Annotated in this window: 18 protein-coding genes; 16 read left to right on the forward strand and 2 right to left on the reverse strand. The window is 35.9% G+C overall.

Annotated features, from left to right (window positions below):
• The first annotated feature begins 5 nt into the window (after positions 1-5).
• The 10 genes from WKT11_RS17060 to WKT11_RS17105 all read left to right on the forward strand — a co-directional run bounded on the left by WKT11_RS17060 (position 6) and on the right by WKT11_RS17105 (position 9,493).
• Positions 6-707, forward strand: coding sequence for a YggS family pyridoxal phosphate-dependent enzyme (locus WKT11_RS17060; protein WP_117677182.1), 702 nt, complete (start codon positions 6-8; stop codon positions 705-707).
• Positions 708-726: 19 nt separating this feature from the next.
• A complete protein-coding gene (locus tag WKT11_RS17065) occupies positions 727-1,386 on the forward strand; it encodes a cell division protein SepF (RefSeq protein WP_117677183.1) in 660 nt (219 codons plus the stop codon).
• A gap of 7 nt (positions 1,387-1,393) precedes the next feature.
• The gene (locus WKT11_RS17070) at positions 1,394-2,146 is read left to right on the forward strand and encodes a YlmH family RNA-binding protein (RefSeq protein ID WP_117677184.1); all 753 of its coding nucleotides are present in this window, start codon (positions 1,394-1,396) and stop codon (positions 2,144-2,146) included.
• Between the two features lie 138 nt (positions 2,147-2,284).
• Positions 2,285-3,376: a 3-dehydroquinate synthase gene (gene aroB / locus WKT11_RS17075; RefSeq protein WP_117677185.1), complete on the forward strand. Its 1,092-nt coding sequence runs from the start codon at positions 2,285-2,287 to the stop codon at positions 3,374-3,376.
• Positions 3,373-3,897, forward strand: coding sequence for a signal peptidase II (gene lspA, locus WKT11_RS17080; protein ID WP_117677186.1), 525 nt, complete (start codon positions 3,373-3,375; stop codon positions 3,895-3,897). Before aroB ends, lspA begins: the two co-directional genes overlap by 4 nt.
• 4 nt (positions 3,898-3,901) lie before the next feature.
• Complete coding sequence (locus WKT11_RS17085) at positions 3,902-4,816, forward strand: RluA family pseudouridine synthase (RefSeq protein ID WP_117677187.1); 915 nt, start codon at positions 3,902-3,904, stop codon at positions 4,814-4,816.
• A gap of 66 nt (positions 4,817-4,882) precedes the next feature.
• Positions 4,883-5,518 carry a cytidylate kinase-like family protein gene (locus WKT11_RS17090; protein WP_117677188.1) on the forward strand — a complete coding sequence of 212 codons (636 nt, stop codon included), beginning with the start codon at positions 4,883-4,885 and terminating at the stop codon, positions 5,516-5,518.
• A gap of 357 nt (positions 5,519-5,875) precedes the next feature.
• A complete protein-coding gene (locus tag WKT11_RS17095; protein ID WP_117677189.1) occupies positions 5,876-7,333 on the forward strand; it encodes an AI-2E family transporter in 1,458 nt (485 codons plus the stop codon).
• 125 nt (positions 7,334-7,458) lie between these two features.
• Positions 7,459-9,012 (forward strand): peptidoglycan DD-metalloendopeptidase family protein, encoded by a 1,554-nt coding sequence (locus WKT11_RS17100; protein ID WP_117677190.1) that lies wholly within the window; start codon positions 7,459-7,461, stop codon positions 9,010-9,012.
• Positions 9,013-9,073: 61 nt separating this feature from the next.
• Positions 9,074-9,493 (forward strand): acyl-CoA thioesterase, encoded by a 420-nt coding sequence (locus WKT11_RS17105; RefSeq protein WP_117677191.1) that lies wholly within the window; start codon positions 9,074-9,076, stop codon positions 9,491-9,493.
• 929 nt (positions 9,494-10,422) lie between these two features.
• On the opposite strand, the gene WKT11_RS17110 is transcribed toward WKT11_RS17105, so the two are convergent.
• Positions 10,423-10,623: a hypothetical protein gene (locus WKT11_RS17110; protein ID WP_207662551.1), complete on the reverse strand. Its 201-nt coding sequence runs from the start codon at positions 10,621-10,623 to the stop codon at positions 10,423-10,425.
• 232 nt (positions 10,624-10,855) lie between these two features.
• On the opposite strand from WKT11_RS17110, the gene WKT11_RS17115 reads away from it, so the two are divergent.
• Positions 10,856-15,670 carry a SpaA isopeptide-forming pilin-related protein gene (locus WKT11_RS17115; protein ID WP_340285240.1) on the forward strand — a complete coding sequence of 1,605 codons (4,815 nt, stop codon included), beginning with the start codon at positions 10,856-10,858 and terminating at the stop codon, positions 15,668-15,670.
• Positions 15,671-15,735: 65 nt separating this feature from the next.
• On the opposite strand, the gene WKT11_RS17120 is transcribed toward WKT11_RS17115, so the two are convergent.
• A complete protein-coding gene (locus WKT11_RS17120; protein ID WP_117677193.1) occupies positions 15,736-17,091 on the reverse strand; it encodes a CAP domain-containing protein in 1,356 nt (451 codons plus the stop codon).
• 243 nt (positions 17,092-17,334) lie between these two features.
• Between WKT11_RS17120 and WKT11_RS17125 the strand changes: the two genes are divergently transcribed.
• The 5 genes from WKT11_RS17125 to WKT11_RS17145 all read left to right on the forward strand — a co-directional run bounded on the left by WKT11_RS17125 (position 17,335) and on the right by WKT11_RS17145 (position 23,288).
• Positions 17,335-17,982 carry a hypothetical protein gene (locus WKT11_RS17125; RefSeq protein ID WP_117677194.1) on the forward strand — a complete coding sequence of 216 codons (648 nt, stop codon included), beginning with the start codon at positions 17,335-17,337 and terminating at the stop codon, positions 17,980-17,982.
• A 349-nt stretch (positions 17,983-18,331) separates the two neighbouring features.
• Positions 18,332-19,009 carry a TnsA endonuclease N-terminal domain-containing protein gene (locus tag WKT11_RS17130; protein ID WP_117677195.1) on the forward strand — a complete coding sequence of 226 codons (678 nt, stop codon included), beginning with the start codon at positions 18,332-18,334 and terminating at the stop codon, positions 19,007-19,009.
• The gene (locus WKT11_RS17135) at positions 18,999-20,915 is read left to right on the forward strand and encodes a Mu transposase C-terminal domain-containing protein (protein WP_117677196.1); all 1,917 of its coding nucleotides are present in this window, start codon (positions 18,999-19,001) and stop codon (positions 20,913-20,915) included. Before WKT11_RS17130 ends, WKT11_RS17135 begins: the two co-directional genes overlap by 11 nt.
• A gap of 5 nt (positions 20,916-20,920) precedes the next feature.
• Complete coding sequence (locus WKT11_RS17140; protein WP_117677197.1) at positions 20,921-21,931, forward strand: ATP-binding protein; 1,011 nt, start codon at positions 20,921-20,923, stop codon at positions 21,929-21,931.
• Positions 21,900-23,288 (forward strand): hypothetical protein, encoded by a 1,389-nt coding sequence (locus tag WKT11_RS17145; protein ID WP_147324780.1) that lies wholly within the window; start codon positions 21,900-21,902, stop codon positions 23,286-23,288. Before WKT11_RS17140 ends, WKT11_RS17145 begins: the two co-directional genes overlap by 32 nt.
• The last annotated feature ends 540 nt before the right edge of the window (positions 23,289-23,828 follow it).

Here is a 23,828-nt window from a genome sequence, read left to right on the forward strand (position 1 = left end):
TTAACATGTTAGCTGATAAATTAAATCTTGTAAAGAAAAATATCGAAAATGCCTGTGAAACTGCCGGGCGTTCTCCTCAGGAGGTAACTCTTATTGCAGTCAGCAAAACAAAACCTGTAGAACTGCTCAAAGAAGCATATGATGCGGGTGCCCGCGTATTTGGAGAAAATAAAGTTCAGGAAATTATGGATAAATATGATCAGATGCCTTCTGATGTACAGTGGCACATGATCGGACACTTACAGAGAAATAAAGTGAAATATATCATTGATAAGGTATCCATGATTCATTCTGTAGATTCTGTCCGTCTGGCAGAAACCATTGAAAAAGAAGCTGCAAAAAAAGAAATCTGTATGCCTGTTTTAATCGAGGTAAATGTAGCGGAAGAGGAGAGCAAGTTTGGCCTTACTGCCGAAGAGGTATTACCATTTCTGGAGGAAATTTCTTCTTATCAGCATATCAAAGTGATGGGACTCATGACAATTGCTCCATTTGTAGCAAATCCTGAAGAAAATAGAGAAGTTTTTCAGAAATTAAAGAAATTAAGTGTTGACATTGCGGCCAAAAACATTAATAATGTTAATATGAGCGTCCTGAGTATGGGAATGACAAATGATTATCAGGTCGCAGTTGAGGAAGGTGCCACTATGGTACGCGTGGGAACGGGTATTTTTGGCGAGAGAGATTACTCAATAAAAGAAGACTAAAAAAAGATTGGAGAATAAAATGGGCGTTTTAGATAAATTTTTAGATGCCATCAAATTAAATGATGATTACGATGATGATGGATTCTTAGATGATGATCTGTTAGATGAAGAGGATGATGAAGATTTTCTTGATGAGGATTTTGATGAAAAACCTAAGAAGAAATTCTTTGATAAGTTCTCTAAGAAGAAAGAGGCCGATGAGGATGACGCTTTTGATGAAATAGAGGAAAAATCAGTAAAAACAGCTCCAAAACAGGCATCCGCTCCGAAACAGACAGCTCCGGCTCCGTCAAAAGTTACGGTTAAGCAGGAACGCGCCGAACGCCAGACACGTCCTGCTGCATCTTCTAAGATTACTCCAATGAGAAGCAGCCGTAAATCAAACCAGGGTTCAAATATGGAAGTCTGTGTTATTAAGCCTTCTTCTATGGAAGATACACGTGAGATTGCAGACACATTAGTAGATAATTCTACAGTAATTTTAAATCTGGAGGGAATTGATGTTGAACTGGCACAGAGAATCATCGATTTCACATCTGGTGCATGTTATTCTTTAGGCGGAAGCCTTCAGAAAGTATCAAGCTATATCTTTGTACTTGGACCGTACAATGTAGATATCACCGGTGATCTTCAGAATATTCTGGGAGGATCTGCTCCGTCAGTAAGAGCAGGCTACTAATCCCCGAATGGAAAAAGACGAATTTTTTCTTAAGAGAATCCGGGAATTAGCTAATCTTTCCTATCAGAGAGATATCGTTACATTTTCGGATTTTCTTAATTTAAATGAGCAGAATATGGTCAGTAGCCTGAAACGTCAGTTTCCCCAGATTGTTATGGAAACTTTCGGGGGCTATGAAAATGCGGAGCGTCAGATGGTGGCATTTCATCCTGATGCTCTTGCTTTTACATGGGAATATCCGATTGACTGCCTTAAAATAGAGCCAAAAGCAATCAAATTTTCCGAGTCTCTCACACATCGTGACTATCTCGGAGCACTTCTTAATCTTGGAATAGAGCGAAGTGTGATTGGTGATATTGTTGTTCAGGAAAAGGCTGCCTGGTTTTTCTGCCAGAATAAAATGACGGACTTCTTTCTTGATAATCTGTGCCGTGTCCGCCATACAAATATTTTAATTACAAAAGTAGACGACCCTGATGAACTTCCCCGCCCAAAATTGGAAGCTATTAATGGTACCTGTGCTTCTGTACGTTTAGATTCATTGATTTCACTTGCATTTAAAGCTTCCAGAAGCAGTATGGTATCTTATATCGAAGGAGGACAGGTTTTTGTCAATGGAAAACTGATTACTTCCAATGGATATGAACCCAAAGAGGGTGATATCATCTCTGTACGAGGAAAGGGACGTTTTATTTTTGATGGTATGTCTCACCAGACCAAAAAGGGAAGATGCGGTGTCCGCATTTTACGTTATATATAATTACTCAATAGTTATTTATAACACTTAACAATGCCGTAGTGTACTTAACAAGTCATTTTTAGATTAGTGTCGGTACATTGGCAGATGATGTTATTCTTTATATTTATACAATTTAAGTTATCAAAGGAGAGTGAGAAAATGGCAGAACAGAAATTACTTGTGAAACGAGAAGGAGATTTTCATTATCCTATTTATTTCGAAAATGACTTTAAAAATCTTGCCCGTGCACTTAAAGAAGAAGGACTGGATGGACGAAAAATCTGTATCGTAACAGACAGTCATGTAGCACCACTTTATCTTGATTCCGTCAAAACAATTTTTCAAGAAATCTCTTCAAGTGTATTTTCTTTTGAATTTGAAGCCGGTGAAAAGAATAAAAACCTATCTACTGTACAGGAATTATATAAAACTCTGATTGAAAACGAAATGGATCGTAAAGGTCTTCTGGTTGCATTAGGTGGTGGAGTTGTAGGTGATCTGACTGGCTTTGGTGCAGCAACTTATTTAAGAGGAATTGACTTTATTCAGGTTCCTACCACCCTTCTTGCCCAGGTCGACAGTAGTGTAGGCGGTAAAACCGGAGTCGACTTTCTTCAGTATAAAAATATGGTAGGAGCGTTCCATCAGCCACGTCTTGTATATATGAATATGAGTACTTTACAGTCTCTTCCAGAACGTGAATTTACCTGTGGTATGGGCGAGATTCTTAAGACAGGTCTGATTTGCGATGGCGATTTCTTCCGCTTTGTATGCCAGAATCAAAAGACAATCAGCGAACTGGATTTAGGTATACTCTCTAAAATGATTCGCAGATGTTGTGAAATTAAGGCTGGTGTAGTAGAACGAGATCCCAAAGAGCAGGGCGAACGTGCTCTTCTAAATCTTGGTCATACAGTTGGTCATGCCGTAGAGAAACTCAAAGATTTTCAGCTGCTTCATGGACAGTGTGTCGGTATCGGTCTGATTGCGGCTGCCTGTCTTTCCATGAATAGAGGATTGCTGACTGAACACGAATATGAAGAGATTCGAAATGGATGTTCTTCTTATAAGTTGCCTCTTTCCGTCGATTTACTGAAAGCCGAAGATATTCTCGCAGCAACTAAGAAAGATAAGAAGATGGAAGACGGACATATCAAATTTATTCTTATGGACGGAATTGGTAAAAGTTTTATTGACAAAACAGTTACAGACGACGAATTACTTCAGGCAATCGGGGAGATTCTCGTATGAGCATAAATTCAACAAAACCAGCCTGGAAGCATTGGCTTCTAGGCTGTATTGCCATCTTTGCGCTGACAATTCTGGATCAGGGGAGTAAGTATCTGGTTCTCACTTATCTGAAAGGTAGACCTGATATAAATCTTATTCCCGGAGTTCTTCAGCTACATTATCTTGAAAATCGTGGAATGGCATTTGGTCTGTTTGAAGGTAAAATCCCAGTATTTGTGATTTTGTGTCTTTTATTTTTTGGTGTATTTGCCTATGTATATGCTCGGATTCCACGAAATACCTATTATCTGCCTCTTACTATAACTTCTCTTATAATGGTTTCTGGGGCTTTGGGAAATTTTATTGACAGAGTATTCAGAGACTATGTGGTAGATTTTATTTATTTTTCACTTATTGATTTTCCTGTATTTAACGTGGCCGATATCTACGTTGTATGCAGCGGCGTATTGCTTATCATATTGGTATGTTTTAAATACAAAAACGATGAAGATTATGATTTTTTACGAATAAAAAAGGAATAATACTATGGAAATTCTTAATTATCACGTTTCTGACGGTCAGTCCGGTATTCGGATTGACCTCTATCTTTCTGAAAAAAATGAAAAATTATCACGATCTTATATTCAGAAACTGCTTAAAGAGCAGAAAATAATGGTGAATGGTTCTCCTGTAAAGGCTAACTATAAAGTTCAGGATCAGGACGATATTTCCCTGGAAGTTCCGGATATGGAAGAACCGGATATCCTTCCCGAAGATATTCCTCTGGATATTCTTTATGAAGATGAGGATGTGCTTATTGTAAATAAACCAAAGGGAATGGTCGTTCATCCAAGTGCCGGACACACTTCTGGTACACTGGTAAATGCAATTATGTTTCATTGCAAAGATAATCTGTCCGGCATTAACGGTGTTCTGCGTCCCGGAATTGTCCACAGAATCGATAAAGATACCACTGGTGCACTTCTTGTATGTAAAAATGATAATGCTCACCGCGACCTGGCAGAGCAACTAAAAGAGCACTCTATTAAGCGTAGATATCGTGCAATCGTGGCAGGTGTTTTAAAAGAAGATGAAGGAACTATTGAAGGTCCGATCGGACGTCATCCGGTTGACCGAAAGAAAATGTCTATTAACTATAAGAACGGAAAAGATGCTGTTACACATTATAAAGTGTTAGAACGTTTTAAAAATGCCACCTATGTGGAATGCCGCCTGGAAACAGGAAGAACACACCAGATTCGAGTACACATGACAAGTATCGGGCATCCTCTGCTTGGCGACGAAGTATACGGTTCAGGGAAAAATCCTTATCATTTACAAGGACAGACACTTCATGCAATGATTCTCGGCTTTGTTCATCCATCCACTGGTAAATATATGGAATTTACAGCTCCTTTACCTGAATACTTTCTTAAATTATTAGAAAAATTGCGAAAATAGTTTGCATTTCCGCAAAAGTATTGTATAATATTTCTATTGAATCCATAACAGAAGGGAGTGTAGATTATGAACAGTACAAGTTCAATTATTACAATAGGTCGTGAATATGGCAGTGGCGGAAGACAGATAGGACAGGAAGTTGCCAAATATTTCGGTATTAAATGCTATGATAAAGAGCTTCTTGAACATGCTGCAAATGAAAGTGGTATCTGCAAGGAACTTTTTGAGAATCATGACGAGAAACCTACCAACAGCTTTTTATATTCATTGGTAATGGATACATATTCCTTTGGATATTCCTCTTCAGGATTTACTGATATGCCGATGAATCATAAAGTATTTCTTGCACAGTTTGACGCAATTAAGAAACTGGCTTCAGAAGGTCCTTGCGTTATGGTCGGAAGATGTGCAGACTATGCATTGGCAGAATACAAAGACTGCTTCAGTGTTTTTGTACATGCAGATACAGACTGGCGAATCAGCCGTCTTTCTCAGAAACACAACAAAACGGCAAAAGAAGCAAAAGATATGATCAACAAGACCGATAAGAGCCGTTCCAGTTATTATAACTACTACACAAACAAAAAATGGGGCGCTGCTGCAAGCTATAATCTCTGTGTGGACAGTAGTAAACTTGGCATTGATGGTGCGGCTAAGGCAATCATTCAGGCAATTGAGATTTTTGATTCTATGAAAAAATAATAAAACTCTTATATAATAAAAAGAACAGTAGCTCAGCTAAAGATTTTTGATTGAAGATTTTTTAAATGAATCTCTTTAAATGAGCAAGCTGTTCTTTTTTACTGTTCATTTTTTAAATATCACATTTACCATAACTATATTATGTATACTTATTCCAGGAGCTATATTATGATTTATGTGTAGTTTAAAATATTTGAGTTATTGTTTATTTTGTGATACTGAGAACGGAGTGAACAGCAACTATTTTGTCCTCAGTATCACAAATATTTTTTTATATATTAATTTTTCATAAAATCAAGAGACATTCCTTAAAAAAAATGTTATAATCGTACCATGTTAAATAAAAAGGAGGACGTTATGAAGTTTCGTTGGGATAACCGCTATTTACACTGGGGTGTGACGGCTTTTCTGGTAATTGCCGCCAGTATGCTGTTTTATTATGGCATCTTTCATATGAAGACCCTTATTGTGGGTATTAAAACATTTTTGGGAATCATGGCACCTATTATCTATGGTGTGATATTAGCCTATATTCTCAGTCCACTGATAAATCTTTTTGAACAGAAATTGATCTATCCACAGCTTGAAAAACACAATATCCAGTTACAGAAGAAGGGAAGACGAGCCATTCGATGGGCATGTGTCCTTTTTTCTATGTTTTTATTCTGGGTCATTATTTATGCATTAATTATGATGATACTTCCACAGTTGATCCGAAGTATCATGAGCATTATTTACAGCTTTCCATATTATGTGAAAGTTATTGAAAAATGGCTTAATTCCTTTGTGGAGCATGGATGGAATATGAATTCTGATATGATTGACATGATCAATCAGTATTCCACAAAAGCACAGGATTATCTTACCACCAACATTCTACCACAAATGCAGGATATGCTAAAAAATGTTTCTGCCGGTATTTTTGATATCCTGATTTTCATGAAGAACTTTCTGATCGGTGCAATCGTTGCTTTATATGTATTAACAGATAAGGAAAAATTTGTTGCCAAAAGTAAAATGCTTGTATATGCCATACTGCCGCACAAATGGGCAAATACACTCATTCATTCTATGCGTTTCACTCATAAAACTTTTGGCGGTTTCATATACGGCAAGCTTCTTGATTCTGCCATCATTGGCGTTTTGTGTTATATCGGAATGTTACTTTTGCATATGCCATTTCCAATTCTGGTCAGTGTTATTATCGGTGTGACAAATGTTATTCCGTTTTTTGGACCTTATATCGGAGCTATCCCTTGTATTTTCCTGATTTTGGTAGTAGATCCTATCAAAGGTTTATATTTTGCTATTTTCATTCTGCTTCTTCAGCAGTTTGATGGAAATATTCTCGGTCCAAAGATTCTCGGAGAATCCACGGGACTTTCCAGTTTCATGGTTATTGTTGCCATCTTAATTGGCGGCGGACTCTTTGGCATTCCTGGTATGATCGCAGGAGTTCCTGTTTTTGCTGTACTTTACGCTATGGTATGGAGGCTGATTGACCACTCATTAGTTGACAGAAAAATGCCAGTAGAAGAAGAAACCTACGTAAACATAGATTGTCTGGATACAGAAACAGGTGAGGCGATTCCATTTCGCAAAGAAGAGTCTCACAGATTATCCTCTGAAAAGCTTGAGGAAAAACGGAATAATTTCTTTATGAAGATATGGAATCCATTTTCCAGGTTTGTTATGCTTATATGGAAATATATCTTACAGATTTTGCAGGTTATATGGAAATATATAAAAAGAGGGTGGCATTTTTTGAAAAATAAATATCTCGAATTTAAAAATACACAGGAAAAAAATAAATGAAATTATTGATTCAACGTGTAAATCACGCAGATCTTGAGAATGACGGTCCTTTTACCATCATTCTCGGTGAATCTATTTTATGGTTTTGAGATTATGCTTCAGATCATATATGACAGGAGAGTAATATGAAGAAAAAAAAGTTTATTTTACCGGTTTTTCTGTTTATTCTGTCACTTATTTTTTGTGGAGGAATTACACAATATTCTACGGTATCAGTTAAAGCAGCAACAACCACCAAGAAACAAACAGGTTTTGTAATGAAAAATGGTAGCTGGTATTATTATGACAAAAACGGCAAAAAAGCTACCGGATGGTATCAGAGTGTTGCCGGAAATAAATATTATTTTGGAAAAACAGGGGCAGCAAAGGCCGGAATTCTTACAATCAGTGGAAAAAAATACTGTTTTAACTCCAAAGGAAAAATGCTTACCGGGTGGCAGACAGTCAATGGAAAGACCTATTTCTTTGATGCGAAAAAAGGATATATGTACACTGGCTGGATTACCACAGCAGCTGGAAATAAATACTATTTCTGGAATGACGGAGCAATAAGAGCCGGTTTCCATAAAGTCAATAATGTTTATTATTGTTTCAGTGAAAAAGGAAAAATGTATAAGAACTGTTTTCGTAAAAATGGAAACTCTACTTATTACCTTCAGGCAAATGGAACGATGGCCAAAGGCCGCCTGAAAGTTAAAGGATCCTGGTATTCTTTTAACCGAAACACAGGTCAGCTTGTCACAAGTGGGTGGTATAAAGAAACGGATGGTTCTTATTATTATGCCGGTTCAAATGGTAAGTTAGTCAAAGGCTTTTATAAACCAGATTCCTATTACCGTTATTTTCGTGAATCAGACTGTAAATTACTTACAGGATGGCAAACAATCAATGGTCATAAATATTACTTCAAAAAAACAAATGGCATTCGTTATGACGATATTATTCTGAAAGCTTCTTCAGGAAAAAGATATTATTTTGAATCCGATGGAAAACTTTCCTGTAGTAAATGGTTTACTAAGAATGGTTTCCATTATTATTCAGAGTCAAATGGAGTACTTGCTTCAGGCTGGCTGACCGTAAGTGGTAAAAAATATTATATGAATCCGTCGACGTGTGAACGAGAAACCGGATGGATTTCAGTAGACGGAGAGAAGTATTATCTTAATTCTTCTACAGGTGTTCTGGCTACAAGTCAGTGGATTGATGATGATAATTATGTCGGAGAAAATGGAGTTCTGATCCCTGGATATCAGAATGGTGTTTCTTTTAGATGGCCATTAAGCTCCGGTTATTCTTATATCAGCAGCTATTTCGGATATCGTGAGTCACCAGGCGGAATTGGTTCCACTAACCATAAAGGAATTGATATTCCTGCTCCAACGGGTACACCTATTTACGCTGCGGCCTCAGGAACGATTGTTGCTATGTTATCACCATCTGCTTCAGGCGGTGCAGGATATTATACTAAGATAAATCATAATGGTAAGGGACTTATCACAGAATATATGCACCAGTCCAAATTTAATCCAAAGCTGAGTGTCGGAGATAAGGTATCAAAAGGGGATATTATTGGATATGTGGGAAGTACAGGAAACAGTACAGGTCCGCATCTTCATTTTGGAGTGATAGTAAATGGCGTAAATCAGGATCCTCTGAACTATGTAAAAAAGCCTTCATGATCACTCATTAATGAACCCGGTTTTAAACCTAAAAACCTAATAATAGAAAAAGAGGAAACTTATGGAATCACTAAAAACATATACTTATTGCAGAAAAGCACAATATCATGAAACTGATCAGATGGGAATCATTCATCATTCCAATTATGTAAAGTGGATGGAAGAAGCCCGAATCGGCTATATGAATCAGATGGGATTCAGCTATAAAAAAGTGGAAGAACTGGGAGTTATTTCTCCAGTGGTAGAAATTTCTGTCGCATACAAAAAGCAGGTTTTTTTTGACGATGAATTACAGGTTCGTGTCAGTATTAAAAAATATAATGGAATTTCCCTTGAATTTAATTATGAATTCTTTAATACAACCAGAAATGAAATTTGTACAACCGCCTATTCCAGACATTGTTTCCTTAAAAATGAAAAATTAATATCTGTCAAAAAAGAAATTCCTGAATTGGATTGCATAATAGCAAATTGTATATAAGTTGTTATTATAAATATTATAAAACAGTAATTCTAAAATTAAATTAGCTAATATAAAGCAAAAAGCTTGTGCAAAAAATGCGCAGGCTTTTTTGCTTTATGTCAATTTAACTCAAACGTGTACAATGCATGTCGGTAAAATGTTTATTTTATAGCGGATTTTACCAACATATTGAAAACTTTGTACACATGACAGTTAAATTATTTAACTTATATCTTGTACAAAGCAGAATGATTTAAGCTACTTTTGTACAAAGTAGAATTATTAAATCGTAACTTGTACAAAGTAGAATTCTAAATTTTTCTCCAAAAGCGTTACGTATTCCATTTTATTTTGCATACTATTAGTGCAGATAATATTTTAACCTTTAAGATACAGAAGCCAGCGACAGAAACCAGCAAAAGTGCTAAAATTGCACATTTCTGGCTTCTGTATTTTTTTGAAATATTTTTTTCAAAAAGTGTTACACTTTTTAAATTATTTTGCATACTATTATTAGACGGGAAACCGTTAATACTTTTTTTCAAATTGACATCGAGTTACAGGAATCAGTAGTAATAACATACAGCAAAGTCCTCCTTGATTGATGATGCCGAAAGATGTTAGAGAGGTAATGACACTTTCTGGCGGTCAATTTTCTTTGCTGTACTGTTTCTGATTCCTGTAACTATTTTTATGCACATCTTAAAAGATTTCAAGCCAAAAATCCCGGCAAAATTTCATTCCAACTCTCTTTTAAAAAAATGTTATTTTTTTCTTTTCATTTTGCATAATAAATATAGCGGTAAGAATATGCCGTGTGAAGCAGGCGGGGTTCCGTCATGCAAAAAATATCAAATTGCATCGGATACAAGGTTTGCTGGATATCTATTCGAAGCCTTGCTCCGGATAGAAACTCCTCCAATCCTTAAAGAGTTATGCGATTAACCTCATTCGCTGGAAGCGAAAATATAATAAACAAGGAGGAGTGGGACGATGAACAATTTGATGAAACGAATTATGTCTGTAGCAATGGCTGCCATTACTACAACATCACCGATACTGTCTTCATATACGATATATGCAAGTGATATCACAGTAAACGATGATGGAACGGTAACACAGATGTCCACATCAACTGACAGCAGCATGAGCGAAGCAGACGAAACCAAATTTTTATTCATTAAGCTGAAGACAGCCGGAGGTAAGGTTGTACTTAATGAAGGTGAAGACCAGGAACAGCGAATCCGCCTGGATAAAAAAACGGATGGAGCAGAGTATATAGATGTGTATGACAAAAATGATGTACTTATCTCATCAGAAAGTACAAAAGATAATGGATATACATATGTATATGAAGCAAAAATTGACGATGCCGTCAATGTGAAGGCAAAGGCAGACGACGGTTATTCAATCAAACTGTATGAACTGACTGACGATTCTTCCGGAACCGAAATCGCTGAAGATGTGGGATTTGACGCAGGAAACAAAGTAGAGGCTTTTAAGTATCCGGTATTTATGGAATATGATAAGACCGTAAAGATTGGATTTGAAAGGAAAGAATCTGCTGAGGATATTGCAGATGATTTGAGCGTTAAGGATGAGACCGAGGAGAACAAAAGTGCAAAAGCCGAAGAAGCTACTGGTAAGAAAAAAGAAACCGAAGAAGAAGCGGATGCAAGCAAACCAGAAGCCTTAGAAGCTGAACACATGAGGGCTAACGGAGAAGCTGAGGATGAAACGAGCAGCGATACAAAATCCGAAGATACAAAAAAGACTGAAGATACTGATACACCTGAGAAATCTGAGAATAGTAGAGATGTCGACAATAACAACAAGCAGGATACATCGGAAGAAACAGCTACTGACGACGATTTGACAGTAAATGCTGATGGCAATAAAAAAGATAATGAAGATGCAGATATTACTGTCAATGACATCAGCGAAAACAATGATGAGAATGCTGATGAAAAGTCAGAAGAAAAGTCAGGTGAAGGCATCATTGATAATGATGAAGCTTCAGAAGACACCAAAGATACCGGTTCTGATAATCCAGACGAGACAGCAGTCACAACCTCTGAGGGTGCTAAGGTAGTTGAAAGTCCTGCCCCGGATGAGTCTTCAAGTAATACAGATGAGGACAGTATAGCAAACGATGCGAAAACAGAAGAAGCAGATAGTAAAACAGATGATACTGAAGATAAATTGGAAAGCGACAAACAGGATACCGAACAGTCATATGACATATCAAACCTTGACAGCGCAGTCTTTTCTTCTGCCAGACTTGTGGTAATCTCTGATGATGCAGAAAGCATTTCTGATGATAGCAAATATATAATTGCAAATTATCAGAATATTTATCTGATTCAGTATGAGACTGTTGAGAATGCAATGAAGGCATATATGAAATATACAAATGCTGGATTGACAGCTGAACCTGATGCTCCAATTATTGCCGCAAGCCAGGATGTATTAACTGAAGACAACGACATTACAATAACTGAAGGGAATAATCCTATAAGTATGCTTGCAGAAGAAGCAGAAAATGCTACAAGTGTAATAAGCAACAAGAAAATTATTGCGCTGCTTGATACGGGTACTCTTGAATCTCCGAACGTTATTAGCCGTATTTCCTTGATTGATGATTCATTAAATGGAAATGGACATGGCGACGAGATGGTTAGCAATATCGTGAAACAAAATCCAGATGCTGAAATTATCTCCATAAGGATAATGGGAAATGATGGAAAAGGAACTATCTCCAGCATACTTGCCGGAATGGAATATGCTATTGAACAAAACGTAGATATCATCAACTTATCCCTATATGCAAAAGCAACAACATCTAATAGCATTATAAGAGATGAAATCGAGAAAGCTGTAAATAATGGAATTATAGTTGTTGCTGCCGCAGGAAATGATGGAGCTGATGTATCGGGTTATATTCCTGGAAACGTATCCGAAGCATGGGTTATTGGGGCATGTAATGTAAACGGAGTAAGGCGCGGAGATTCTAATTATGGAAAAACTGTTGATTACAATGTTGTAGCCAATTCTACGTCAGAAGCTGCGGCAAAATTTTCAGGCTATGCTTCTGTAAATGATATCAACCTCATTCACACAGGAGAGCTGATTTTTATCCCTGATGAATCTGAGACTTACGGAACTGACAATATTACTTCTGGAAATAATACAGAATCCGAAAAAAGCGAAGACAATGGAGATTTTATCTCTGCAGCATCTACAAAAGTAACATTAAAAATGAATACTGTAAATAAATATTACCCTCCGGGAAGTTTATGCACAAACGATTGGGCTGATAACTTTACCAGAAAATTCGAAGTAACATACAAAACTTCTGAAGGTGATACGGTTACAAGAAATGCATACTGTTTACAGGGAGCAGAAGGATGGCCAAAAGATGGCGTATATTCAGGAAGCCAGGTAGAAGAACTTTCATCTGACACCCAAAACAAAATGCTGGCAAAAGCAATATTTTATTTATATGGAGGCCCGGCATGGGGGAATACTGTTGAATATACGGACGGCTCAGGAAAAGTAAATATTAAGAATATCCTGACGAGTGCAGGATGCTCGACCCCGCAGGAATACTTTGCAATGAGTCACTACATCGGAAGCTACATTTATAACGGAGCTGGAGGCAAATGGAACTATAACGGAAAATATAGCCCTGTATTAAGCAGCAAAGGTGTAAGCATTGTACAGAAAATATATAACGAGTTAAAAAAGATGGATTTTCCGCGTGCAGAATTTTCTTCATATAAACTAAAGGGAGATTCTAAATTTAAAACTCCGACAGTAACATATAAATCTATTGATGAAAATACCGCTACAATTACCCTTCCTTCAGGTGTTACACTGGTTAATGAAACGACTAAAAAATCGTCTACCGGAAAAGCAACTATCGCTGGTGGAGACAAATTTCATTTAGAAGGTGATAAAGATAAGGTTGCAGGAAAGACTCAGAGTTTAACATTATCTGTAAAAATATCATCAGACTTTAGAGCGTATGTTATTCATACAGTAGAACGAGAAGCCGGACATGGAGCTCAGGATATTGGATATGCCGAATTCGGAAGCAAGAAGTTAAAGATGACCGTAACATGGCCAGAACCTGTTGCTGGAGATAAATGGCGCGTAAGGGTGCAGGCTAAAAAGATTGATGAAGGTGGAAAAGGATTAGCTGGAGCAAAGTTTGATGTTTTTGATAATGAAGCTTGCTCTGGAGACCCTGTTGGAGATGGACAATTAGTATCAAAAGATGATGGTATGACAAATATAATAATGATTGACGAAATTCCACAAACAACAGAATCTTATGATGTATGGTGCAAAGAAGTAAAGGCCCCCGAAGGTTATGCTACGATAGATAAACCAATAAAGCTTACATTCAAATTATCAGATTTTAAAAATCTGAGCGCGGAGGAACAAAAACAAGGTCGGCTTCAGATTTTTGGACTGACAGATGGAGGGAAAGGTATTGTCAACAAAAAAGGTTGGAAGATAAGAGTCAAATTACATAAGACCGACGGAAAAGGAAAAAATCTTGCCGGTGCGATTTTTGGTATCTATACAGATGCAGAATGCACAAATCCGATTGGAGAGAAACTTGAATCTGGAGAGTCAGGAGAAACAAATACAGTCGAAATAAGTATAGATAATGACAAAGAATCTGTAACTCTATATTGTAAAGAAGAGTATGCACCGCCTGGATTTAAAATGAGTGATGAGATATTAAGTATCACATTTAATAAAAAAGATGCAACAGAAGAAGGTGAGCTAAAATCTTTTGGAGATGTAGTAAACGTAACAAGTACTCCAACACCTAAAATTACGCCGCCAGAAACAACTCCGCCAAGTGGAGGATTATATGTTAAAAAAACATCCAAGGCGCCTGAGGAAATTATGAGCCTGAAAAGCTATACTTTAGCAAATGCAGAATTCAAAGTAACATCAAGCAGGGATGGAGACATGGGAACACTAACAACAGACGAGTCTGGATACTCAAATGTATTAACTCTTCCGGATAATAGTATTCCTCGACATTCAGATGCGGTATATGATATGAAAGGAAATCTGATACAGGAAGCAAAAGACTGGAAAGACCCTGTAAATACAATCTATTACATAAAAGAGATAAAAACGCCAAATTATCACAAAGATAATTATGAAATAAAATCTCAATCTGTCACAATGCCAGACGACGACGGAAGAACTTTTGAAATTCCTTTTGTAAATGAACCTATCTTCTGCGACGGAAAGCTTGATATTGAAAAACTTGATGTTAAGGGAAAACCGGTCGTAGGTGCAGTATTCAAAATACAGTATTTTGATTCGGACGGACCAGACGAAAATGACCTTATAAAGACATGGTACTTAAAATCCGATGAACGTGGTCATGTATTAATGGATAACAATCATCTTGATACAAATAATCGGAGCGATGACTTCTTTAAGTATAATGGAAATATAGTAATCCCAATTGGAGGATATATCCAGATAACAGAGGTTGACGCTCCGGCAGAATATGTAGTAGAAACAGAGCCTGTAGGTATTGTAACAACAAAAGATGCAGACTTTAAGCTTACATACGATAATGCGAAAGCATGGTATGAAGAACTTGAACGATGCCGGATAAATCTGAAAAAATATGAAGCAGACGGAAAAACTCCAATAGCCGGTGTTGAATTTGAGATAAAGTTTCTAAAGCAGGCGATAGTTCCTACATCAAAAATGCATCCAAACTTCAAGAGACTGTTAAAAGAAGGGGAATCTACAATACGGCATACTGATGAAAACGGTGATGTTTTCTTCGACAATCTTGACCAGGGAACATATCAAATTACGGAAATAAAAACCCTTGATGGAAATTCATTACTAAAGGAACCTATCATTGTAACGGTACCTATGACAATGACAGAACAGGAAGCAAATGCATATGGAAATGTGGACTTTACATCTGCAAAAGAAGACGTTAATTATTCAGGAAAATGGTATTTTTACGAATGTCTTTTTGAAATCACAAATAATGCGACGTTTAAAATACCGATGACTGGTGATAGCGGCACATGGAAGTATGGACTTGCAGGATTTGGAATTGTTATAGTGATAAGTACTGGATTTGTACTTAGCAAAACGAAAAACAAAAAAACAAAGAGGCAGAAGCATAAAAAATAAGACAATAAAGAGGGCAGTTTTCAAGCTGTCCTCTTTATTTGTTTGAACAAGTATGTTATTGTAATTTATTTCCATATTGCATGTAATGTCATATCGTTTCCGATTTGTCTACCTGAATATCGGCATCCGTTTTCATCTTCCCAACATACAAATATATAACCATTTTTTACTGGCTTTGGTAAGTCTCTCTCATATTTTAATTTCGTCCCATGATAAAAATACATGTCATAAACGCTAGCATTGTTTAGTGTAGGAAAATATCCGCCATTAGCATCAATTGTCAGTTTTTCTTTCTGCCCGTAGGCGGTAAATTCCTGTACACAATAATATACATCATTTAAATAATACACTCCAACGCCAAGATGTGTTGAATATGTATTCAGTAATGAAACGCGATGCCCTGGACTATTCATCCAACCTTCAATTACATCTTCCGGACATGTATATCCTGCAGCGATATTTTCGCTTCCATTGTAGTCCGGGATTCCATATTCGCTAAGGATTGATGTACTATCAGTTCCATCAGGTCTTGTATGCGAAAATTTAACAGATATTTCTTTCGCGCGCTGCATAGCTGCTTTATGTAAATCTTCATTATATTGAACTTGCGGTTCACCATATTTGATTCTCTCGAGATTAGTCAGCCTGAAAACTTCAGCTGCAAACTGCTCTTCCGTATATTTAGGCTCGTCTGGAACTGGAGTAAGAGTAGGTTTTGAAACAGAGCCCCCGTTTTCTTTCGGCACTTTAATGCTTAATCCCGTAGAGTTATATTTTCCGTATGTTCTTGTTGGGCTATAATATGCTCTGACCGTATAGTAATTAACACTACCCTCAATCGGGCTTGAGTCCGCAAACATTAACCTTGATGATGGAACTGTCACGAGATACTCCCAGCTATTGTTTCCTGTTTTTCTGTAAATGATGTAATCCGTACATCCAGAAGCCCTTTTCCATGAAATAATAGGCTGTGTCTTATCTGAATTTAAGGTAATTTCGCTCAGGATAACTTTCTGAGGTAACGTTTTGGCAGTCAATCCTTTTGTATTATAGCTTCCGGCCTTTTTCGTCTTCTTATTATACGCTTTAACTGTATACTGATATTTTTGACCCACAGTAATTGGAAATTTTTTGGAAGAGGTATGGGTATAACTGGATTTGGTATTGTCTACCGTTTTCACTTTAATCCACTTACCGCTTCCGGCTTTTTTGTAATATATAATATAATTCGTAGCTCCGGAAGTTTTTTTCCATTTGATATTAATTTTATTATAATCAGTGGCTTTAATACTTGACAGTTTGACCGTGCCCGGCTTGGCTGCCGCCTGCACTGGAATCTGCGCAATACTAAAAGATAGCAGGAGCGCGGCGAAAATTGAAAGTATCTGGTAAAAATATTTCTTGATATTTGTTTCTTTCATATATAACTACCTCCATTTTTTATTTTTTCTTTGTATATATTTTACTGTATACAAGAGTATTTTGCAAATTTTTTATGATATGTTGTAATATCATTATTTTCCGCAAAAATTTTTACCGACAATATTAATATGCTGAAAAACTAAGCTGATGATATATTTTTTTCGGATTTATTACACATATTGCATAAGACATAGTGACTGATTGATTTTTTCGTGTTATACTATAAAAATAGGAGGTGCGCCATGAATAAATATATTGAATTGCTTATGCGATATTTAGTTCTTGAATGTGCTTGCGTGACGAGCAGAACCGGAAAAAATGGTGGAATTTATGAATATGTACAGTGCGAATTTGCTTATAATTCATGTCGATTGGAAGACTGTGAATTATCAAAGAAAAATGTATGCAATATGTATGAACATGGAATCATTTATGCAGATAAGCAAGAACAAATCTTCAGAGCCGAAGATATAATTGCAGTTGATGGGCATTTTGCAGCATTAAAATATGCAATTAGCAATTGTATGGGATACCATATAGGAATATCGCAGCAAGACATAAAAGAAATACATAGATTGTTATATTGTGGATGCAATATACAGATAGGCCATGATTTTTCTGAATTAACATCTAAAGTTCCTTGCAATCTGAAAGACATTTCAGATTATCATGCAGAATGGTTAAAACAAGGCAGGGATTCCAAAGTAGCAAGAATTATTACTTTTATCCAATGTCTGAATGCCAATATTGTACCATTCATCATCCATGAAGAAAATAAGACGGAATACGAAAGCAGTTGTAAAAAAATAACAAGCATGGAGGCTTTCTTCGAAAAAGAGCAGCTACGTTTTTATGAGGAAACAAAACCAATGATTATAGACCTTATATGACATATACGACAATTATCTGTAAAAAACTCAATAATAAGCTACCGTTCAACTTACACCATATAATTAACCGTTCTGAAAATTCAGACGGTTTTTATTTTTACAAAAAGTATATTTTTAATTGTATGTTTTTAATATTTATGTTAAAATATTAAAAATATACAATATTTATAATATTCATTATAATCAAATATTTTCTAAGTAAATTGATTTTTGTTCCCATATTAATCTATTTTTCAGGTATCTTTTTATACCTCATAACCCCAAAATCCTAATAAACAAATTATCAAATTTTTACAATCCCCAATTATCCGAGAGTTCCATCATCAGCCACTTATCTGGGAGGTGCCAAATGAACTACAAATTTACAACACCTATTGAAATGCCACGCAGCACACATTATGGAAACAATTACTGGATATTTGAGAGCAGAAAGCTTCATCGGCGTGTAACTGCCTATTCTAATCTTGAATATGAAAACCTTCTTACACTGGAAATGAATCCAGAGGTTGTATATTATTGCGAACAGCCATGTTCTACTACGGTATTTGTTAGTGGAAAAGAGCATAAGACAATTTTTGACGTATACATTGTATACAAAAATGGAAGAGAAGAATTTCAGGAAGTAAAATATCAACAGGAACTGGATTCTGACTCTCCAAAAGGAAAACGTAGTCAAGAACAGATAGAAATTCAGAAAATGTGGTGCCTCCAGAATGATTTTCCATATGTTTTACGTACAGATAAAGATATTGAAAAGGGTCAATATTTCATCCGCAATTTATCAGTTTTGTCTGCCAAAGCCAGGAGATTTCATATTGAATCCAAAGAGGCCGATAAAGCTATCATCTCATATCTTTCAAAAATTAAAAGAACCACAATAGGGCTGCTATCTGAAAGTGGAAGATTTGAAATAAACAAAACGTTGGACTATCTGTCAGACCTTTATTACAGAGGAATTATTAAATTTGATGATATCTGTAACGATTGCCTCACCAACAAAACGGAGGTGATATTCTGTGGCATCTAAGAAATATAATATCTATGACCTTCGGATTATGCGTCAGCAATGGCAGGAATTTCCTGTAGAGGTGATTCCCGAAAATAGTCTGGATTTGTACAAAAAAAGGAAAGAAGCCGTGGATATGTACATTGATGGCTACAAATTGTCAGATATTGAATTAAAAACAGGCATTCTGCATAATCGATTGCCCTCTCTGATAAACAAATGTATTGGTATCTCGGAATCAGGAGTGACCGGATATAGTGCTTTGATTCCTAATATTCGTCGACGAACATCCGGTGTAGGAAACTTTTCAAGATTGTTAAAAGAGCATCCTGAATTAGAGGAGTTTATAGACGGTAATTATTTTGGTAATAAAAAATATACATTAGAAAAAAATATGAATCTAACAACGCTTCATGAAAAATTTCTGTTAGAATGCCTGCGCATCGGTATCCAGCAACATGAATACCCATTTAATACTGAAAACCGTGGATATGTCTCACTTTGTAAATATATACAAAAGCTTAAATCTGAAAACATTAATAAACAGGCTAAACGTGAAAATGCAAATGCTATGCAAAAAATTTACTCTACTGGTCTTGGAAAGAGACATGCCTATAATGCCCTTGCACCATTTAATACTGTACAGATAGACGGGCACATTATCGATATGATTTATAATATCGAAATAGTAAACAATGACGGCACAATAAATAAAACAATTGCTACACGCGCATGGCTTATTGCAGTTATTGACGTAGCAACCAGATGTATTCTTGGGTATTCTGTATCGCAGGAATTCACCTATAATCAGTATGATGTCATAGAAGCACTAAAAAATTCTATAACACCGCACCAAGAAATAAAGCTTAACATAAGGGGCCTCAAATATCCTCCGAATGGAGGGTATTATAGTCTGGCTTATCCTGAGTTGAAGTATGCTCTTTTTGATACGATTATGCTTGATAATGCGAAGTCACATTTAGCCGATAACACAATCAGGAAAATTGTAGATGATTTAAAATCTGCAATTAATTTTGGTTCTGTTGCGACTCCTGAAACACGCGGTATCATAGAACGTTTTTTTGGCAGTCTCGAAACGCGAGGTTTCCATAAGTTGCCATCCACAACAGGAAGTAACATCAATGATTTAAAAAGGAAAGAGCCAGAAGCTGCATCCATTAAATATGATATTACTTACGATGAAATTACAGAACTTTTGGAGATATTGATTGCTGAATATAACAATACACCCAACAGTGGCATTGATAATCTTTCCCCGCTTGAATGTATGCGAAAAAAAATATTTGAAGCTGGCATGACTCCAACCATGGCCGATGAAACTATGATATCTGTTGTGGAAAAACTAAATTTCCGAACAGATACCCGTAAAGTTGTAGGTGGAACTAAAGCAGGAAAACGCGCTTATATTAATTTCATGGGAACAGAATACCGCAGCAATAAGCTTGCCCTGACAGGGAACTATATCGGACAAACTATCACCATCATTTATAATCCCAAAGATATCTCTACAGTAGAGGCATATACTTCCGATGGGCTCTTTATTGATACTCTTGTTGCGAGAGGAGAATTTGGAACAAAATCACATTCTGTCAAAACACGAAAAAATGCCACCAAGTTTGCCAGAGAACAGGGGAGAAAGAAACAGGACTACAATATGTCAATTACAACTTATGAAGAACACCTCAATGCCAAAGGAAAAAAGAGTAGGAGAGCAGCAACTCAGGCTGATATTGTCAGGCGAGAGCAAGGAAAGCCAACTTACTCTGAGTTACAAAAAGAACAGACCAAAAATAAGGAAAATTGTACTAAAGCTTCTTCAAAAAACGAAAAAGAATTTGCATATGAAGATATCAAAGACCTTACACCGTATGAATTATATAACCTGATGTTTGGGGATAAGAGGTAAAAGACATGGAAAATACAATATTAAACCAACAAAACGAAAAAGAATTTGCAGATGAGCTTTCCGGCATAACTTTACGCTATATATCTTCAGTAAGATTTGTCATCGCGACCAGAAGCATTCTGGAATTAGAACGAAAAGTTTATACATGGCTTAAGATAGGCATAACCGGAGCCTGTATATGGGGACGAGCAAGGATTGGCAAATCATATGCCGTCCAGTATATTGCCAAAAGTATCCAACAAAAATTCGGCGGGAATTTTCCGGTTATTATTTGGAATATTACAGACCACCCAGCTACTGAAAAGAATTTTTACGCTTCTCTTTTGATGGCAATGGGACTTTCATGCCCGAAACGTGATACTGCGCTATTTCTAAAAGAACGGGTGCTAAATGAACTCATTATAAGAGCTTCCGATACTCCATACCGAGAAGTTGTTATATTTATTGATGAAGCATGGAAATTAAACGAAGCTGACTTTTCATGGTTGATGGACTTATATAATAACCTAAAATGTAAAGACATTCATATTGTATCATTTTTGTTTGGAACCAGAGAACTAAAAAATCTGAAAAATGAGTTAAAGCTATGTGGAAAAGACCAGATTGTTGGCCGCTTTATGGTTTGCGAGGAACAGTTTTTTGGCATCCGTACGAAACAGGAGTTATCATTTTGTCTGACAGCATTTGACAAGCTTTATGTCAGAACACGAAACTTTATCGAAGCGGATAAAACAATACGGGAATTTTATTTTCCACATGCTGACGACAGAACTTTTTATTCCCTTGCAGATGAATACTGGGATGCTTTTCAGAATGTGCGCGCAAAATATAACATCCTTGCAGACGATATCCCAATGAAGTATTTTATCGACAGCTTTAATGTATGTTTAGATATGTATGGAATACTAAGTTTTGACCCTGTATATTTTCCTAGTGTAAGTGAATTGATGGCAAGTATCAAAATATCAGGATATGGAGAATCTGATGATGAATATGAACGTAAAAGGTGTAAATAAGCGCAAATTAAACAAACCCGGCATAGACACTTATGTTTCTTACTTAAGCCCATATACATGGCGAAAAGAATGGATAAGGCCATATGAATCCATGTTCAGTATATTGCGTAATTTTTGTAAAGTAAATGTCCTTAATGGGAGAAAGGCTTTAAGTCTGTTTGGGCTTCACCAGACATATAATGTGCCCGTATTTTGTCCTGGATTAATGATGTTTTCTGATTCTGCGATACATATCGACTGTTATCAAAAGTTATATGATAGTATACTTCCTGACTGGTATTTAGAACAGACTTTTCTCTTCCGTAACGGTGGAATAGAAGAGAAGGAATCTTTGCAAATTAATAAAAAAGTCTCATACTGTCCAGAATGCATGAAAGAAAATTATCATTCGCTGTTACATAATATCGCTGGTATAAAAATATGTCCATTTCACAAAACGACACTGATACAGACTGATTTGTTATATGAAATAGCAAGTCTGTATATCGACCTCCAAACAGCTGGAAAATGGAATGTGGCAAATAGCATATTACCATGTGATAGAATAAATCAGCCATCTTTTTATAGCCAGATAAAAATCCCTAAATATGATTATTTTTTGCCGATAGTGAGAACAAGGCATTATAAAACTGATTACAAGTATCAGATAGAACCGTTGATTAACAGTGAATACAAAACAGCACATATTATTTCTGTTAATCACTGTCACGATACTCCTGTGGAATTTGACCAGAAATTTACAGAATGGTTTAATACTATGAATCTTCCATACGATATATTGGAAGACAATCATAAATTTTACATACCACCTTTAGCAAAAAAGGGCAGCCTGCGTTTTCCACAATATTACATAGACCGATATCTGTATTACAAAATATGTAAAAGCGCAGAACAGATAGGGTTGAAATCGTTTATCAAAAAAAATCCAGAATCATTTTATACTGGAGATATAAATATAGATATCAGTTACAAGCAGAAGGAATTATTATGCTGCAGTTTTATTTATGCTGTTATAAGCTGTAACAGATTCAGGGATGCACTTCGAGCAGATTGGTTAAATAATAATGGTGGAAATTATATTTTCAATTACCGTAGAATTAAAGACATGCATCTGGCATATCTTGGAGAAAACATACCAGAAAACTTCACAAAAATATCAGATGTAAACGGAATAAATATTGCATTAAAAATCATTGACGACCAATACGATTTTTTATATGATAAATACAAACAATTAGCACGCACAAATAAATTCATAAATGGATATACTGGATGGAAAGATATTTATTTACCAGAATATTATGTGACCAAGGTAAGTGGATGCAATAATTTTGTTGTATACAGATATGAAAAATGAGTGCTAAATGTGCTGATAGATATCAAGATTAATAAAAATATTGTACAATGTATGATTTAAAACAGAGTACTTTGTACAAACTTAGGTTAAAACATTCTACTTTGTACAAGTTATGGCTTTAATATTTAATAAAAAAGTTCTACTTTGTACAAACTAGAGTTAAAACATTCTACTTTGTACAAGTTACAGATTTAATAATTAAACCTAACCTTGTACAAAGTAGCAGCATGAGTCTTAAAATAATGCTTTGTACAAGGTTAAGTTTAGACATTGTACACATTAAGGTTAAATCGACAAAAACAATGAATATTAAAAAATAGTAGTGTTTTATGTTATTTACATCTATACGACAAACGCGAGTTTTTCATATAGATGTTGCTAAAAACCCACTTTCATGGTATAATTCATTTATCAACTGGCTTATTTCCTATATGTCCTTTTAAGTAAAAATGATTGAATTCCATTTAAAAAAAGAAAATTCCAATGAAACATCCCCGGATTTCAGAGTTCCAGGGACTTTTCATTGGAATCTATCACTAT

The organism is Blautia sp. HCN-1074 (genome assembly GCF_037890165.1).
Taxonomy (GTDB): Bacteria; Bacillota; Clostridia; order Lachnospirales; family Lachnospiraceae; genus Blautia_A.

Excerpts from the sequence above, each read along its gene's own strand:
- WKT11_RS17145 (WP_147324780.1), top strand. The coding sequence starts at position 21,900 with ATGATGAATATGAACGTAAAAGGTGTAAATAAGCGCAAATTAAACAAA.
- aroB (WP_117677185.1), top strand. The coding sequence starts at position 2,285 with ATGGCAGAACAGAAATTACTTGTGAAACGAGAAGGAGATTTTCATTAT.
- WKT11_RS17090 (WP_117677188.1), top strand. The coding sequence starts at position 4,883 with ATGAACAGTACAAGTTCAATTATTACAATAGGTCGTGAATATGGCAGT.
- WKT11_RS17060 (WP_117677182.1), top strand. The coding sequence starts at position 6 with ATGTTAGCTGATAAATTAAATCTTGTAAAGAAAAATATCGAAAATGCC.
- WKT11_RS17110 (WP_207662551.1), bottom strand. The coding sequence starts at position 10,623 with ATGCTGCTGTCAGTTGATGTGGACATCTGTGTTACCGTTCCATCATCG.
- lspA (WP_117677186.1), top strand. The coding sequence starts at position 3,373 with ATGAGCATAAATTCAACAAAACCAGCCTGGAAGCATTGGCTTCTAGGC.
- WKT11_RS17105 (WP_117677191.1), top strand. The coding sequence starts at position 9,074 with ATGGAATCACTAAAAACATATACTTATTGCAGAAAAGCACAATATCAT.
- WKT11_RS17085 (WP_117677187.1), top strand. The coding sequence starts at position 3,902 with ATGGAAATTCTTAATTATCACGTTTCTGACGGTCAGTCCGGTATTCGG.
- WKT11_RS17140 (WP_117677197.1), top strand. The coding sequence starts at position 20,921 with ATGGAAAATACAATATTAAACCAACAAAACGAAAAAGAATTTGCAGAT.
- WKT11_RS17130 (WP_117677195.1), top strand. The coding sequence starts at position 18,332 with ATGAACTACAAATTTACAACACCTATTGAAATGCCACGCAGCACACAT.
- WKT11_RS17070 (WP_117677184.1), top strand. The coding sequence starts at position 1,394 with ATGGAAAAAGACGAATTTTTTCTTAAGAGAATCCGGGAATTAGCTAAT.
- WKT11_RS17120 (WP_117677193.1), bottom strand. The coding sequence starts at position 17,091 with ATGAAAGAAACAAATATCAAGAAATATTTTTACCAGATACTTTCAATT.
- WKT11_RS17125 (WP_117677194.1), top strand. The coding sequence starts at position 17,335 with ATGAATAAATATATTGAATTGCTTATGCGATATTTAGTTCTTGAATGT.
- WKT11_RS17095 (WP_117677189.1), top strand. The coding sequence starts at position 5,876 with ATGAAGTTTCGTTGGGATAACCGCTATTTACACTGGGGTGTGACGGCT.
- WKT11_RS17065 (WP_117677183.1), top strand. The coding sequence starts at position 727 with ATGGGCGTTTTAGATAAATTTTTAGATGCCATCAAATTAAATGATGAT.
- WKT11_RS17100 (WP_117677190.1), top strand. The coding sequence starts at position 7,459 with ATGAAGAAAAAAAAGTTTATTTTACCGGTTTTTCTGTTTATTCTGTCA.